The organism is Isoptericola sp. GX10416, assembly GCF_056590155.1.
This window is the reverse complement of the sequence record NZ_JBWPVO010000003.1, coordinates 20,769-36,203: the sequence shown is the minus strand read 5'-3', so window position 1 is coordinate 36,203 and position 15,435 is coordinate 20,769. Positions and strand designations below refer to the sequence as shown.

Annotated in this window: 13 protein-coding genes; 9 read left to right on the top strand and 4 right to left on the bottom strand. The window is 73.8% G+C overall.

The features are described 5' to 3' along the window. Positions 1-136 precede the first annotated feature (136 nt). From ACWAT2_RS05975 to ACWAT2_RS05965, 3 genes are all read left to right on the top strand, one after another. On the top strand, positions 137-3,619 hold the full coding sequence (locus ACWAT2_RS05975; protein WP_480048733.1) for a UvrD-helicase domain-containing protein: 3,483 nt from the start codon (positions 137-139) through the stop codon (positions 3,617-3,619). A gap of 92 nt (positions 3,620-3,711) precedes the next feature. Then, positions 3,712-3,975 carry a helix-turn-helix transcriptional regulator gene (locus ACWAT2_RS05970; protein ID WP_402372197.1) on the top strand — a complete coding sequence of 88 codons (264 nt, stop codon included), beginning with the start codon at positions 3,712-3,714 and terminating at the stop codon, positions 3,973-3,975. Beyond that, positions 3,968-5,356 carry a type II toxin-antitoxin system HipA family toxin gene (locus tag ACWAT2_RS05965; RefSeq protein ID WP_402372195.1) on the top strand — a complete coding sequence of 463 codons (1,389 nt, stop codon included), beginning with the start codon at positions 3,968-3,970 and terminating at the stop codon, positions 5,354-5,356. The genes ACWAT2_RS05970 and ACWAT2_RS05965 overlap by 8 nt, the downstream gene beginning before the upstream one ends. A gap of 75 nt (positions 5,357-5,431) precedes the next feature. On the opposite strand, the gene ACWAT2_RS05960 is transcribed toward ACWAT2_RS05965, so the two are convergent. Next, positions 5,432-6,355, bottom strand: a complete 924-nt coding sequence (locus ACWAT2_RS05960; RefSeq protein WP_402372193.1) for a phosphotransferase — start codon at positions 6,353-6,355, stop codon at positions 5,432-5,434. Positions 6,356-6,625: 270 nt separating this feature from the next. On the opposite strand from ACWAT2_RS05960, the gene nudC reads away from it, so the two are divergent. After that, the gene (gene nudC, locus ACWAT2_RS05955; RefSeq protein WP_402372191.1) at positions 6,626-7,573 is read left to right on the top strand and encodes an NAD(+) diphosphatase; all 948 of its coding nucleotides are present in this window, start codon (positions 6,626-6,628) and stop codon (positions 7,571-7,573) included. Positions 7,574-7,595: 22 nt separating this feature from the next. Here nudC and ACWAT2_RS05950 read toward each other — a convergent pair whose 3' ends face one another. Beyond that, the gene (locus tag ACWAT2_RS05950) at positions 7,596-7,862 is read right to left on the bottom strand and encodes a mycoredoxin (RefSeq protein ID WP_402372190.1); all 267 of its coding nucleotides are present in this window, start codon (positions 7,860-7,862) and stop codon (positions 7,596-7,598) included. 60 nt (positions 7,863-7,922) lie between these two features. Here ACWAT2_RS05950 and ACWAT2_RS05945 point away from each other — a divergent pair, with 60 nt between their 5' ends. The 3 genes from ACWAT2_RS05945 (at position 7,923) to ACWAT2_RS05935 (ending at position 10,822) form a co-directional block, all read left to right on the top strand. Next, on the top strand, positions 7,923-9,971 hold the full coding sequence (locus ACWAT2_RS05945) for an ATP-dependent DNA helicase UvrD2 (RefSeq protein WP_402372188.1): 2,049 nt from the start codon (positions 7,923-7,925) through the stop codon (positions 9,969-9,971). Between the two features lie 131 nt (positions 9,972-10,102). Next, on the top strand, positions 10,103-10,285 hold the full coding sequence (locus ACWAT2_RS05940; RefSeq protein WP_480048626.1) for a hypothetical protein: 183 nt from the start codon (positions 10,103-10,105) through the stop codon (positions 10,283-10,285). A 165-nt stretch (positions 10,286-10,450) separates the two neighbouring features. Then, complete coding sequence (locus ACWAT2_RS05935; RefSeq protein ID WP_402372185.1) at positions 10,451-10,822, top strand: WhiB family transcriptional regulator; 372 nt, start codon at positions 10,451-10,453, stop codon at positions 10,820-10,822. A gap of 46 nt (positions 10,823-10,868) precedes the next feature. Here the strand turns inward: ACWAT2_RS05935 and ACWAT2_RS05930 are convergent, their stop codons facing one another. Then, on the bottom strand, positions 10,869-11,957 hold the full coding sequence (locus ACWAT2_RS05930) for a ThiF family adenylyltransferase (protein ID WP_402372183.1): 1,089 nt from the start codon (positions 11,955-11,957) through the stop codon (positions 10,869-10,871). 142 nt (positions 11,958-12,099) lie between these two features. On the opposite strand from ACWAT2_RS05930, the gene ACWAT2_RS05925 reads away from it, so the two are divergent. Next, entirely contained in the window at positions 12,100-12,633 is a 534-nt protein-coding gene (locus tag ACWAT2_RS05925; protein ID WP_402372913.1) for a M48 metallopeptidase family protein, read from the top strand. Here ACWAT2_RS05925 and ACWAT2_RS05920 read toward each other — a convergent pair whose 3' ends face one another. Next, positions 12,634-14,079, bottom strand: coding sequence for a zinc-dependent metalloprotease (locus ACWAT2_RS05920; RefSeq protein ID WP_402372181.1), 1,446 nt, complete (start codon positions 14,077-14,079; stop codon positions 12,634-12,636). It lies immediately after the preceding gene. A 134-nt stretch (positions 14,080-14,213) separates the two neighbouring features. Here ACWAT2_RS05920 and ACWAT2_RS05915 point away from each other — a divergent pair, with 134 nt between their 5' ends. Continuing rightward, complete coding sequence (locus ACWAT2_RS05915; protein WP_402372179.1) at positions 14,214-15,407, top strand: YlbL family protein; 1,194 nt, start codon at positions 14,214-14,216, stop codon at positions 15,405-15,407. The last annotated feature ends 28 nt before the right edge of the window (positions 15,408-15,435 follow it).

Here is a 15,435-nt window from a genome sequence, read left to right as displayed (position 1 = left end):
CCCGGAGCCGGCGCGCGGTGCCGAGCGGCGGGACGGCGCCGAGCACGGCGCCGAGCAAGGCGCCGATCAGCTCGGCGGTCTCGACTGGTCGGCGCTCGGCACCGAGCCGCGCAGCGTCCAGCTCGGGTTCCCGGAGCTGGACGAGCCCGGCCCGCCCGGGCCGTCGAGCGGTGCCGTCGAGGAGCCTGCGCGGCCCCGGCTCTCGGCGCGGGACATCGCCGGTCTGCTCGGCCGGCCTGCCCCGACGGACGAGCAGGTCGCCGTCATCGAGGCGCCGCTCGAGCCGGTGCTCGTCGTCGCCGGCGCCGGGTCGGGCAAGACGGAGACGATGGCGGCACGGGTCGTCTGGCTCATCGCGAACGAGCTCGTGGAGCCGGAGGAGGTCCTCGGGCTGACGTTCACCCGCAAGGCCGCGGGGGAGCTCTCCTCCCGCGTGCAGTCACGGCTCGGGCAGCTCGCGCGCGCCCAGGGCCGGTCTGCGGCCGACCTGGACCTGCTGGCCCGCCCCACGATCGCCACCTACAACGCCTATGCCGCCTCGTTGGTCGCGGACCACGGCCTGCGCCTCGGCGTCGAGCCCGGGTCCCGGCTGCTCGGGGAGGCCAATCAGTGGCAGCTGGCGGCCGAGGTTGTGGAGTCCTGGGACGGCGACCTCGGCACCGACAAGGCGGTGAGCACCGTCGTCGGTGCGGTGCTGTCCCTGTCGGGTGCCCTCGGGGAACACCTGCTCGACGTGGACGAGGCGCGCGAGGCGCTGGACGACGTCGTGGTCCGGCTCGACTCCCTTCCGCCCGGGCCGAGGCAGCGTGCCCGCACCAAGGATGTCGACCAGCTCATCGGGTCCGTGGCCGAACGGTCGCGGCTGCTGGGACTGGTCGCCGAGTACCGGCGGCGCAAGCGGCACAGCGACTCCCTGGACTTCGGCGACCAGGTGTCGCTCGCCGCCGAGCTGGCCCGTACCGTCCCTGCGGTCGGTGCCGCTGAGCGTGCCAGGTACCGGGTGGTGCTGCTCGACGAGTACCAGGACACGTCGTTCGCCCAGGTGGAGCTGCTTGCCGGACTGTTCTGCGCGGGGCACGCCGTGACCGCCGTCGGAGACCCGCACCAGTCGATCTACGGCTGGCGCGGCGCCTCGGCGTCGGGCCTGGCGCGGTTTCCGCAGCGGTTCGCCCACGCCGACGGAGGCGCCGCCGCGGTGCGCTACCTCAGCACGTCGTGGCGCAACGACGCCGCGGTGCTGGCCGCCGCCAACGTCGCCTCGGCCCCGCTCCGCGATGAGGCGGGGCCGACGACGGCGGTCCGGGTGCCGCCGCTCGACCTGCGGCCCGGCGCAGGCACCGGAGCGGTGACGGCCCACGTGGCCGCCACCCTGGAGGAGGAGGCGGAGTCCGTCGCGGACTTCGTGGCTGCCCGGTGGCGGCGCGCCACCCGACCCGACGGCTCCGACCGGGTCACCGCGGCCGTGCTGTGCCGCGCCCGCTCGCAGTTCGCCGCCCTGGAGACGGCGCTGCGCCGGCGCGGGCTGCCGGTGGAGGTCGTGGGGCTCGGCGGCCTGCTCACCACGCCGGAGGTGGTGGACGTCGTCGCGCTGCTCGAGGCCGTGCACGACCCGTCCCGCGGCGACTCGCTGCTCCGCCTGCTCACCGGCCCCCGGGTCAACCTCGGTGCCGCCGACCTGCACGCCCTCGGCTCGTGGGCAGCCGACCTCGCGCGGCGTGATGCGCCTCGCCGACGGGCCTCGGCCGACGCCGAGGCGGTCCCGTCGGAACCGGGGCTCCACGACGAGCACGCACAGGTCGTCGAGGGTGACGTCGTCGACCACCGGTCCATCGTCGACGCGCTCGACGACCTGCCCGAGCCGGGCCGGCCCGCTCGCGACGGCCGGGTCCTCACGCCCGACGGCCACACCCGGCTGACTGCGCTCGCCCGCCTGCTGCGCGAGCTGCGCTCGCTGACCTACCTGTCGCTGCCCGAGCTCGTCGTGGCCGCGGAGCGCGCGCTGGGCCTCGACGTCGAGGTGGCCACCGCCGAGATGCTCGCGAGCGCCGTCAGCGCCGGGCCGGGCGGTGCGCCCGCCGCCGAGGGGATCAGCCGCCGGGGCCGCGAGCACCTCGACGCCTTCCGGGACGTCGCGGCGAGCTTCGCCCAGTCGGCCGACGTCGCGACCCTCGGCGCGTTCCTCGCCTGGCTGGGTGTGGCCGGTGACCAGGAGCGCGGGCTCGACATGCCCGTCCGCGAGCCCGACCCGGACGCGGTCCAGGTGATCACCGCGCACGCCGCCAAGGGCCTGGAGTGGGACGTGGTCGCGGTGCCGGGCCTCGTGGACGGCATCTTCCCCACCCAGGCGGAGACGTCGAAGGGGCGCACGAGCAGCGGCTGGCTCACGGGGCTCGGCGAGCTGCCGTACCACCTGCGCGGGGACGCTCACGACCTGCCGGTCTTCCGGTTCGAGGCGGCCACCGACACCAAGGACCTGGTGGCTCGGCGCGACGAGTTCCGGCTCGACTGCGGGGCTCACCAGCTCGCGGAGGAGCGTCGTCTCGCCTATGTCGCCTTCACCCGCGCCCGGCGTGAGCTGTTCTGCACCGCGCACTGGTGGGGTACGGGCTCCCGCCCGCGGCGCGTGTCACCGTTCCTGGCCGAGCTCGCCGAGGCCGGGCTCGTCGACGCCACGGGCTGGGTACCGGCGCCCGACGCGGAGATCTCCAACCCCCGCGACGACGTCGAGCGGACGGACGTCTGGCCGGCGCGGGAGTCGGCGCCCGACGTGCCTGACGACGGCACCCCGGACTCCAGCACCGTGTCGGCCGGCGCGGACCAGGGACGAGGAGGGGCCCCGCGCGAGGTGCTGCGCGAGACCGCGGAGCAGGTGGCCGCCGCCGCCCGTTCGGGGGCGGCCCCCGCGGACGGTGTGCTGCTCGACGGTGCCGGGCACGACCTGGTCGAGCTCGCCCGCATCCTGCTGGCCGAGCGCGGCGAGCGTGACGAGCCGTCGGTGGAGATGCCCGCGCACGTCTCGGCGTCGGGGCTGGTGCGCCTGGCCCGAGACCGGGACGAGTTCGCCCGGCAGCTCCGCCGCCCTGTGCCGAACGAACCGACGGTGCACGCCCGGCGCGGCACCCTGTTCCACGCCTGGGTCGAGCAGTTCTACTCCTCGGCCTCGCTCATGGACGTCGAGGACATGCCGGGTGCGGACGAGCTCGACGTCGCGACCGACCTGGCGCTGGCGGACCTGCGCACCCGGTTCGAGCAGACGCCATGGGCCGCGCTCACCCCGGTCGCGATCGAGCAGGACGTCGAGACGCCGATCGCCGGGGTGATGGTGCGTTCACGTATGGACGCCGTGTTCGTCGACCCCGACGCTCCGCCACCGGCGCCGGGCGAGCCGCCCGCCGTCGTCGTCGTGGACTGGAAGACGGGCCGCGAACCACGGGAGCCGGCCGACCGCGCCCAGCGCGAGGTGCAGCTCGCCGCCTACCGGCTGGCCTGGGCCCGCTGGTCCGGCCTGCCCGTGGAGAAGGTGAGCGCGGCCTTCGTGTACGTGGCCTCCGGTACGACGGTGCGGCCGGTCGAGCTGCTGGACGAGGCGGGCCTGGAGGCCCTGGTCAGCGGCTCGTAGGCAGCACATGTTATTCACGCCTGACATCTCTGCTAGTGTTAATCAGCGGTGACATTGGCAAGAATGTCATCGCTGGTTGACATTTTATGGAGGTGGCGATCGTGCTCGTCTCGACGGCAGAGGATCTGGGGCGATTGCTGCGTGAGGCCAGAAAGCGGGCCGGCATGACGCAGGCGGAGCTCGCCGGCCGCATCGCTACGTCGCGCCAGTGGGTCATCTCGGCCGAGGCCGGGTCCCCGACCTCTCGACTGGATCTGATGCTCGACGCGCTGCGGACGGTCGACCTTCTCGTGGACGTCAGCCCCGACGAGGGCGAGCCCGACCTGGATCTGGTCCTGGCCGCCACGCATGGCTGATCACCTCGCTGTCTGGCTGAACGGGCTGCGTGCCGGCGCGCTCGAGCGCCGCCGTGACGGCAGTATCGAGTTCCGCTACACGTCCGAGTACCGGCACCGACGGGCGGCTCCCGCGCTGAGCGTGTCGATGCCTCGCACGCAGGAGTACCACGGCAGCGATGCCGCCGGCCCGTGGTTCGACAACCTCCTTCCCGACAACGACGACGTCCGGCAGCGCTGGGCCGCCGACCTGGAGCTGCGGCGCCCGACCGTCTTCGGGCTGCTGGAGCGCATGGGAGCCGACTGCGCCGGAGCGGTCCAGGTGCTGCCTGAGGGTGAGGATCCCACCGCGGAGGGCGCGGTCGTGGCGCTGAACGAGGGAGACATCGCCCGACACCTGCGCACCCTGCACGCAGACGACAGCGCCTGGACGTTCGACGAGCACGGCGGGCGCTTCTCCCTCGGTGGACAGCAGGGCAAGTTCGCACTGACGCGCGTCGACGGGTCCTGGCACCAGCCGACGGGGCGCATGCCGAGTACGCACATCGTCAAGGTGGGTATCGCCGGACTCGAGGGCAGCGACCTGGCTGAACACGTGACGATGCGTGCCGCGCAGCAGCTCGGTCTGCGTGTCGCCGAGACCCACCTCGAGACCTTTGAGGAGCAGGCGGCGGTCATCGTGCGTCGATTCGACCGCATCGTGCGAGACGACGGCACCATCAGCCGCCTGCACCAGGAGGACATGTGTCAGGCGCGAGGCCTGTGGCGCGCAAGCAAGTACGAGGCTGACGGTGGTCCCTCGGTCCGTGAGCTGGCCGACACGCTCGACACCGCGGTCGACCGACGCCGACTGGCCGATGCGCGCGAACAGTTCGCGTCCGCCGTCGCCTTCAACTGGGTGGCGGCGGGCACGGACGCTCACGCGAAGAACTTCGCACTGCTGCATGCCGGGTCCTCGACAGCATTCGCGCCGCTGTACGACGTGATCAGCGCCGCGCTCCTGCTGGATCCGCACGAGGTGCGGTTCAAGAGCAGGCTGGCGATGAAGCTGGGAGGCGAGTACCGGCTCCGGGCGATCGGAGCGAGGCACCTCGTGCGAGCGGCCGCGGACCTGGGTGTCGAGGCGGATTGGTTCATCGAACGGGTCCGCGCGTTGGCCCAAGGTCTGCCGGATGCCGTGCACGACGCCGTCGGCGGTGCGCGAAGGGTGGTCGGAGCATCCGCTGGTGACGGGTTCGTCGACCGCGCTGCGACCCGAAGCGCTGACGTGCTCCGGGACCTGCGCACTCTGGTGCCCGAGGACCGGAAGCAAGACGATCCGGACGGGAGGACGTGGGTCGAGGGACACCACCGCGGGGACCGGTACGTTCCGGGCTTCTGGAGGTCTCGCCCAGGGCGCTGATGAGGCAGCGCCTCAGGCGGTGCTCTCTCGCCTGAGGCTGCGGTTCCGCTGCGCGCGAGTGCCTCGTGCGAGGAGTCAGGCGGGGGTGTCCTCGCGGGTCGCCTCGTCCAGGTCCGCCAGCATCGACTCGGCGTCGGCGACGACGTCGGGGAGCCGGCGGCGCACGCCGTGCATGAGCCATCGCGCCAGCGCCAGCTCGCTGACCAGCAGCGCGCGGTCCACGAGGCGCGGGTCGGTGAGCTCGGTACGCCGGAGCTGGTAGGCCTCCATGATCGCGTCCACGCACTCCGGCGGGGCGGCGGCGAGCAGCCAGGCGAGGTCGTCCGCAGGGTCCGCGACGCGGGCGTCGGACCAGCCGCTGATGCTCGTCACCCGGTTGCCCGAGACGAGCACCTGGTCCGGGGCGAGGTCACCGTGCACCACCACCGGCTGGAAGCGCCACAGGCTCACGTCCTCCAGCGCCGTCTCCCACCGACGCAGCAGGGCGCTCGGGACCCGCCGCGTGGCGGCGGCCTCGTCGAGCTCCACGAGCCGGCGCTCGCGGTACTCGGCCGACGTGTAGGACGGGAGCCCGCACGCCTCGACGACGGCGGCGGGCAGCTCGTGGACCGCGGCGAGCGTCCGTCCGAGGTCGGCTGCCAGGCCGGGCCCGGGACGCAGCGCAGCGATGTCCAGCGGCGAGCCGCCCAGCCGCTCGTGGACGACGGCGCGGCCACCCTCGGGCAGCAGCGCCGAGCCGGCGAACCGCGGCACCGCGAAGGGCAGCACCCCGGCGTCGACGTAGAGGTGGAGCGACTCGAGCAGCTCGATCTCGGCCTCGAGGGCGGCTCCGGCCAGTGCCGTGGTCGGCGCTCGCACCATCCACTCCTCGCCGGAACCGGTCGTCACGATCGCGACGTCGTAGTCCCCGGGCACGTCGTCGCGCCGCACGGTCCGGGCGTCGAGGCCGGGGACGGCGGCCGTCGACAACGCGGCGAGGGCGAGCTGGCTGCGGGGCACAGGCCCACCGTAGTGCGGCTGCGGGCCCCTGCGTCGCTGCGTCGCCGGGCGTGTCCGGCCGGCCGACGGGCGCCGCGCGTCAGACCTGCTGGCTCCAGCCAGCCACGAAAGGCACCGTGATCAGGCAGATCGCCACGGCCGCCGGCCAAGCCCACCAGGCGGTCGGGCGACGACGAGTGGCGGAAGTCGACCGTGACGATGCCGGCCGAGCGGCCCGCGAGGAGAAGCACGCTGGCATGCGGTCGAGACGAGGTGACGTAGCGTCGTGCCGTGAACCCTCTCGACCTGCCCTTCTCCCGCACGGCGCACGATCGCGCCGCCCACCGCCGTGCGGAACCGGGGCTCGTGGAGCGGCTGCGCGCCGACCCGACCACCGGGGTGCTGGTGGTCCATCGCGGGCGGCTCGCCGCCGTCGGGCGCGACATTCCCCGAGCCGCGCTGCTCCCGGCGCCGGGACAACCGGACGGCCTGTGGCTCTTCCTGGGGGAGTCGGACGGCGCGGCCCACCTCGCGCTCGTCCTGCCGGAGGACGGCGACCCCCCGCCCCCGCGCGGCGCGGCGGGCTGGTCCGGGCTGCGGGAGATCGCGCAGGCCCAGGTCGACGCGCTCGCCGCCGGTGAACCAGGGGCGGGGCTGGTCCACGGGTTGTCGGTGGAGGCGGTCGCGCTGGCGGGCTGGCATGCGACGCACCGGAGATGCGGACGCTGCGGCGGGCCGACCGCCGTCGTCCAGGCCGGTTGGGCGCGCCACTGCCCGGTCGAGGCGCGGGACACCTACCCGCGCACCGACCCTGCCGTCATCATGGCGGTCGTCGACGACGACGACCGCCTGCTGCTGGGCCATGCCGCGACCTGGCCGGCGGGGCGCTTCTCGACGCTGGCGGGCTTCGTGGAGGCGGGCGAGGCGATGGAGGACACGGTGCGCCGGGAGGTCGCGGAGGAGACGGGTGTGGTCGTCGGCACGTCGCTCGAGGACGTGGTCTACCGCGGCAGCCAGGCGTGGCCGTTCCCCGCGTCGCTCATGCTCGGGTTCCGGGCGCGGGCCGTGGCGACGGCGGTGCGGACCGACGACGAGGAGGTCACCGACGCGCGGTGGTTCACCCGGCCGGAGCTGTCGGCGGCCGCGTCCGTGGGCGAGGTCGGTCTGCCGGGCCGGCACTCCATCGCGCGGGCGCTCATCGAGGAGTGGTTCGGCGCGAGGCTGCCCGGCTCCTGGTGACGGGCCCGGTGGCTGGCCCGCGTCAGCCGGCCAGGGCGGCCTTGACGTCCGCGAGGGACGGGTTGGTCGCGGCCGAGCCGTCCGGGAAGACGACGGTGGGCACCGTCCGGTTGCCACCGTTGACCTGCTCGACGTACTCCGCCGTCTCCGGCTGCTCCTCGATGTCGATCACGGTGTACCCGATGCCCGCGGAGTCCAGCTGCGTGCGCAACGTCCGGCAGTAGCCGCACCAGGTGGTCGAGTACATGGTGACGGTGCCGAGGTCGGGCAGGGCGGGACGGGCGGTCATGCGGGCCTCCTGTGGATAGCGCGGTGTGCGTGTCGGCGACGCCTGCGACAATCGCAGACGATGCCAGTACTGACCAACTCCCCGGACGCCCCGCTTCATCCCGACGCGATCCTCGACGCGCTGGACCCCGAGCAGCGCGAGGTCGCGCTGGCCCTGGCCGGTCCGGTGTGCGTGCTCGCGGGCGCGGGGACCGGCAAGACGCGGGCGATCACGCACCGCATCGCCTACGGCGTGCGCACGGGTGCCTACCCGCCGACGTCGGTCCTGGCCGTGACGTTCACCGCGCGGGCGGCGGGGGAGATGCGCACCCGCCTGCGTGAGCTCGGCGTGGTCGGCGTGCAGGCCCGCACCTTCCACGCGGCGGCGCTGCGCCAGCTGGGCTACTTCTGGCCGCGGGTGGTCGGCGGTGCGCCGCCGCAGATCCTCGAGCACAAGGCCCCCGCGGTGGCGGAGGCGGCCCGTCGCATCGGCGCGAGCGTCGACCGGGTCGCCGTGCGTGACCTCTCGAGCGAGGTCGAGTGGGCGAAGGTTTCCCTCGTGACGGCGGAGGACTACGTCAAGGCCGCCGCCACGGACGACCGGCCGGCACCGTCGGGGTTCGACCACCAGACGGTCGCGCGCCTCATCGCCGCGTACGAGGACGTCAAGACCGAGCGCGGCGTCATCGACTTCGAGGACGTCCTGCTCATGCTGGCCGACATGCTCGGCTCGCACCCGCACATCGGTGACCAGGTGCGCTCGCAGTACCGGCACTTCGTGGTCGACGAGTTCCAGGACGTCTCGCCGCTGCAGCACTTCCTCCTCGACCAGTGGCTCGGCGGGCGCAAGGAGCTCTGCGTCGTGGGAGACCCGTCGCAGACCATCTACTCGTTCACCGGGGCGACGCCGCACTACCTGCTGGACTTCACGCGCACCTACCGCGACGCCCAGGTCGTGCGCCTGGTCCGGGACTACCGCTCCACGCCGCAGGTGGTGCACCTCGCCAACGACGTCCTGCGGCGCGGCCGCGTCACGGGTGCGCTCGAGCTCCTCGCCCAGCGCCCGGCCGGCCCGCCGGTGTCCTTCACGACCTACGACGACGACGAGGCGGAGGCGGCGGGGATCGCCGCGCGCGCGGCGCGGCTCGTCGCCGACGGGGTACGGTCCAGCGAGATCGCGGTGCTGTACCGCACCAACGCGCAGTCGGCGGCGTTCGAGTCCGCGCTGTCGGACGCCGGCGTGAGTTATCAGGTGCGCGGCGGCGCCCGCTTCTTCCAGCGCAAGGACGTGCGCGACGCGGTCGTGCTGCTGCGTGGCGCCGCGAGGTCCTCCGACCCGGAGCAGCCGATGCCCGAGCAGGTCCGCGACGTCCTGCTCTCCGCGGGCTGGGCCGAGAAGCCGCCGGCGGCCCGCGGCGCCACGCGCGAGCGCTGGGAGGCGATGCAGGCGCTCGTGGGGCTCGCCGACGACGTCGCCGCGGCCGCACCCGAGGACGCTCCCGCCACCCTGCAGGGTCTGGTCGACGAGCTCGCCGAGCGGGCCTCCGCCCAGCATGCTCCGACGGTCGACGGCGTCACGCTGGCGTCGTTGCACGCGGCGAAGGGCCTCGAGTGGGACGCGGTGTTCCTCGCGGGGATGAACGAGGGGCTGATGCCGATCTCCCTCGCCGAGACGGACGAGGGCGTCGCCGAGGAACGTCGGCTGCTCTACGTCGGCATCACCCGCGCGCGCGAGCACCTGGAGCTCTCCTACGCGCGTTCGCGCAACCCTGGCGGCCGGGCGACGCGCAAGCGGACCCGGTTCCTCGACGGCATCTGGCCCGACGACGGCCGTGGCGGCAGGCGTTCCGGATCGAGCCGCACGCAGCGCGGGCAGGCGCGTGCCCAGCTGACGGGACCGGCCGACGTCGAGCTCTTCGACGCGCTGCGCGAGTGGCGGTTGTCGGTGGCCCGGGAGACGGACAAGCCGGCGTACACGGTGCTCGGCGACGCGACGCTCGCGGCGATCGCCGAGCTGCGGCCGACGTCGACGGCTCAGCTCGCGCGGATCAACGGCATCGGGCCGGCCAAGATCGACCGCTACGGGCCGACGCTGATCGCTCTCGTGGAGAGTGCTCCGCGGGGGTCCTGAGAGGTCCGGACGAAGTCGTCCAAAAAAAGTTCGAAAAAAGATGTGGCGAGTGCGGCCCAGCCGTCTATGCTCGTCATGACCGAGTTGGAGCGGCACCTGCCGAGAGGCAGTGGCCCGAGATGACGGAGGAGGTGAGCACGACGATGGACATCATCATGACGCAGCTGCAGGGCGGCAAGAAGATTGCGACAGGGGAGAACTCTGTCCCGATCACGATCGTGCCGTCCTTCCGCGCTCGCACGCGTCGCGACGCTGGGGCAGCCCTCGTCGATCTCGCACCCGACTCCGCTCCCTGGAGACATCCGGTCCACTGACCGGTCCAGGCCGCGGAGTCCACCGGGACCCGCGGCCTTCGTCATTCCTGACCGGGAAATCGGCCTTCATCGGCCGGACGATCCGTCTCTCTGACACCAGAGGGTCATCCGTAGGTCCTGAACACCGACGTTCACACCACACCCAGGACCTGACGGAGGAACATCGTGCGTCTCGCACAGCTGTTGGACGAGCGGCTGATCGACGCTGCCCCCGCCGGTGGCACCAGTCGCTGGACCCCCCATCAACCGGTGGCGCAGACCGCCGAGGAGGCCGCCGAGCTCGAACGACGGTTCGCGGCTCTGCTGCCCTGCCGCACCAACGACCCCGAGCTCTGGTTCGCCGAGCACACCGACGAGGTGGAACGGGCCAAGACGCTCTGCCGCGCCTGCCCGCTGCAGTCCGGCTGCCTGGCCGGTGCCCTCGAGCGGTCGGAGCCGTGGGGCGTCTGGGGCGGCGAGGTCTTCGTCGACGGAGTCGTCGTCGCTCGCAAGCGGGGGCGCGGCCGTCCCCGCAAGACCGACCAGGCCGCGGCCTGACCCATCGATCGATGCCCCGCGAGGTACTACCTCGTGGGGCGTCGTGCTACCTGGGCGGGGTGGTACTACCTCGGCGGGGGCGGGGTGGTGGGACGGTGCAGGTGCAGGCCGGATGCACCTCGACCGGCCGGACCCGGGGGACGGCCTCGGGCAGGGCCACCTCCAGCACGGCGCCGACGGCCGCCGGCCGGGCGCCATCGAGGTGCGCCAGCACCTGGCCGGCTGCCAGGGCGGCCGCCGTCGTGGACAGCACGGTCTCCTGACCGGGCCCCGCCGGGAGCTCCGCGAGCTGGTCGACGAGGTCCGGCCAGCGCTCGTCGACATCGGTGGCGTGCCGGTGCCGGCAGGCCGTGCACGCGGTGGTCCCGGGCAGCACGAAGGGCCCCAGCGTCACGTCCGCCTCCCCGACGACCAGCGGCAGGTGCGGGATGCCGGCGCTCATCAGGAGCGAGAAGGACTCGGGACGGATGGCACGGTCGCACACGGCGACGACCACGTCGGGCATCGTGTCGGCGTGCCACGCGTGCGCCCACGACGTGCGGGGGTACCGGGCGCCGAGCGCCTCCCGGAGCCGCACCGCACGCCGCCGGCCGACGTCGGTCTGCTGGTACGTCCCTGTGCCGAGATCGGTGACCTGGACGGGCGAGTCGTCGTCGAGCACGAGCGTCCCCACGCCCGCGGTGGCCAGGTGGGCCGCGAGCAGCGCCCCGATCCGGCCGAGGCCGCTGACGCCCACCCGTCGCACCGCTCGCCGGGCGAGCGTGACCATCCCTCCGCCGTCGGGCAGCAGCGCACCCAGCACCGGTGCGTCCGCCGCGCCTCCGGCCGTCGCGAGCACGTCGGGGGTGCGGCGTGGTGCGGGCACGAGGAATCCGCAGTCGGCGAGGAGCGCTCCGATGGCCCGGCGGCGTTCGTCGTCCACCCGGTAGCGCGCCGCGGTCCGGTCGAGGGAGGCGTGCTGCGTCGTGGCCGCGGCCGTGAGCCACCGGGTCTCGGCCTCGGCGAGGCCCGACAGGACGAGCGACCAGCGGTCGTCGGTGCCGAGCTGGACCTCGCCCGCCCCGCGGCCGAGGACGGGTGCGCCGGGGCGCAGCCGGAGGGCGGGCGGGTCGCAGGACGTGCTCGTGGACGTCATGGCGGCACGATGGCACGGTCGGACGCGGCTGTGCCGACGTTCTCCACAGGCCTGTGGAAAGCCTCCCGGGCAGGGCCGTCGGAGTGCCCGTCACACGATCTTGACGCAATCCCGGTATGGTCATGGTGTGGCCCACGACACCATGCCGACCGTCGAGGTCCGGCGGAGCCGTCGTCGGACCGCGACGGTCAGTGCGTACCGGGACGGCGACCGCACCGTCGTGGCCATCCCGGCGCGCTTCTCGCGGGCCCAGGAACGCGAGTGGGTCGAGAAGATGGTCGCGCGTCTCGAGGACAAGGAACGTCGTCGCCGCCCGTCGGACGAGGAGCTCGTCGAGCGGGCGCGCGAGCTGTCGGTGAAGTACCTCGACGGCCGAGCGCACGCCACGAGCGTCCGGTGGGTCAGCAACCAGGAGCGCCGGTGGGGCTCGTGCACCCTGGTGGACGGCTCGATCCGGCTCTCCACCCGGCTGCAGGGCATGCCCGAGTGGGTCATCGACTACGTGCTGCTGCACGAGCTCGCGCACCTGCTGCACGCCGGGCACGGGCCGGACTTCTGGCGGCTGCTCGAGGCCTACCCGCGCACCGACCGCGCCCGCGGGTTCCTCGAGGGCGTGGCGTTCACCACCGACGGGTCGCGCGACGACGACGCCGACTCCGGCTCGTCGGCCACCTGACTACGCCTGGTCGTCCGGGGTCTCCTCGCTGCGGGCGTGGTCCGCGACGTCCGGCGCATCGGCGTCCGAGAAGATCTGCGCGAGCGCGGCGTCCACGTCCGAGTGCTCGTCCGCCTGGGCCGCCCGGCGCCCGGCGTAACCCGACGGGTCGTCCAGGTCCTCCGTGCCCGGCAGCAGGTCGGGGTGGTCCCAGACCGCGTCGCGCGCCTCCGGGCCGCCCGTGGCGAGCAGGTGCGCGAACAGTGCCGCGGCGTCGCGCGAGCGACGGGGCCGCAGCTCGAGCCCGACGAGCGACCTGAAGGTGTGCTCGGCGGGGCCGCCGGCTGCCCGCCGACGGCGGATCATCTCGCGCAGCGGCACGGAGTGCGGCAGGTGCGGGAGGGACGCGGCGGCCGCGACCTCGGACACCCAGCCCTCGACGAGCGCGAGGGCCGTCTCCAGGCGCAGCAGGGTCGCCTGCTGCTCCGGGGTGTTGTGCAGGCCGAAGACGTCGCCCGACAGCGCGCCGCGCAGCGACTCGGGGTCGGACATGTCGATGTCCCGGACCTGCGACTCGAGGGCGTCGAGGTCGATGGTGATGCCGCGGGCGTACTGCTCGACGAGGGCGTGCAGGTGCGCACGCAGCCACGGCACGTGCACGAACAGCCGGGCGTGGGCGGCCTCGCGCACCGCCATGTAGAGCTGGACCTCCTCGAACGGCGAGTCGAGGCCGTCGGCGAAGGCGCGCACGTTCGTGGGGACGAGCACGGTGGCCGGCTCGGCGAGCAGCGGCAGCCCGACGTCCGTCGAGCCGAAGACCTCGCGGGACAGCGTGCCCGCCGCCTGGCCGACCTGCATGCCGTAGACCGCCGACCCGAGGCTGCGCATCATGGTCGCCGGATCGAGGTCGCCCAGGCTCCCGCCGGGGAAGACGGGCATGCCGGGCAGCTCGAGACCTGTCATGTCGTCGCCGAGCTGGTCGCCGAGGACGGTGGCGAGCGCGTCGGCCGCCGACGCCGCCACCGGGGAGACGAGCTGCTGCCAGGCGGGAAGGGTCGCCTCGACCCACTCGCTGCGGCTCCAGGCGCGTGCCGGCCCGCCCGACGGCGGCAGGTCGGTCGCGGCGTCGAGCCACAGCTCCGCGACGCTGAGGGCCTCCTGGGCCGACCGTGCCTGGGCGCCGGTCAACGAGGGGTCGCCCTCGGCCACCGCCACCTGACGGGCCAGGTCGTGCGCGACCTCGGTGTTCACCGGGCCCCCGCCCGAGGTGAAGAGGCGCTGCAGCTGGTTCATCAGGTGCTGCATGGTCGCCGGGTCGGGCGCGGCGCCACCCATCAGGGCGGCCGGGTCCAGGCCCTGCGAGCGCATCTGGCCGAGCACCTCGTCGGTCCGGTCGCCGAAGATGCCTTGCAGGGCGTCGCGCAGCGCGCGCTCGCGCTCGTCGGGGTCGTCGGGCAGGTCGCTCATCGCAGTCCTCGGCTCCTTCCGGTGCGGCATCCACCGCACGCTCACGGTATCCATGACCGACGACCGTGCGGGGTGCCGGGTTCCGTCGTTCGCTCACGGCGCACCGTCCGCCGCCGATCGGCGATGATGGGCCGGTGAGCTTTGATCGCAGCCAGCACCCGGCCGACCTGGACGGGCACGCGCAGGAGCATCCGGTGCCCGACGACCGTGGTACGGCCGGTGGTGCCGGCACGGACCCCGCCGACAGCAGGATCGGCCGTCGCCCGGCCGGGCGCCCGGTGACGCTGGTCGCGTCGCTGATGGTGACCGCCGTCGTCGCCGCGGTGCTCCTCGTGCTGCCCACCCCGTACGCGGTCCGCACGCCGGGCCCGACGGCGGACACCCTGGGCGTGCAGGACCAGAGCCCGGGGCAGAGCGCGACGGAGAAGCCGCTGATCGAGATCTCCGGCGCTGAGACCTACCCGGCCTCCGGCGAGCTGCGGCTCACGACGGTCTCGGTCTACGGGGGGCCTGGCGGTGACGTCCTGATGGGCGACGTGCTGTGGGGATGGTCGTCGACCGAACGGTCGGTGCAGCCGGTGGAGCTCGTCTTCCCCGAGCCGGTCACCCAGGAGGAGCAGCAGGAGCAGGGCGAGGCGCAGATGGTCAGCTCGCAGGAGTCGGCGACCGTCGCGGCCCTGACCGAGCTCGGCTACGAGGTGCCGACCACGATGACGGTGGTCGCCGCCGCGGAGGGCACGGGGGCGGAGGGCGTCGTCGAGCCCGAGGACGTCATCGTCTCGATCGACGGCGAGCCGTTGGAGAGCTATCCGGAGCTGCTCACCGTGCTCGACGACGTCACCCCGGGCGACGACGTCGTCCTCGGCGTGGAGCGGGCGGGCGAGCCGGCCGACCTGACGATCACGACGGGGGAGGGCGACGGCCGTGCGCTCCTCGGCGTGCTCATCGACGCCGTGTACGACTTCCCGGTGGACGTCACGATCCAGATCGAGGACATCGGCGGGCCCAGCGCGGGCACGATGTTCGCCCTGGGCATCATCGACCTCATGACGCCGGAGGACGAGCTCGACGGGGCGGTCGTCGCCGGGACGGGCACCATGGACGTCGACGGGCGCGTCGGCCCTATCGGGGGGATCGGCCAGAAGATGTACGGCGCGCAGCGTGACGGTGCGGAGTGGTTCCTCGCCCCCGCGGGCAACTGCACCGAGGTGGCCGGCCACGAGCCGGAGGGCCTCGAGGTGGTGTCGGTGAGCACCCTCGCCGAGGCGCGGGCAGCCGTGGAGGCGATCGGCGCCGGAGCGGGCGAGGACCTGCCGCGCTGCTCCTGAGCGTGATCGTGACCGGTTCGTGAGGGCA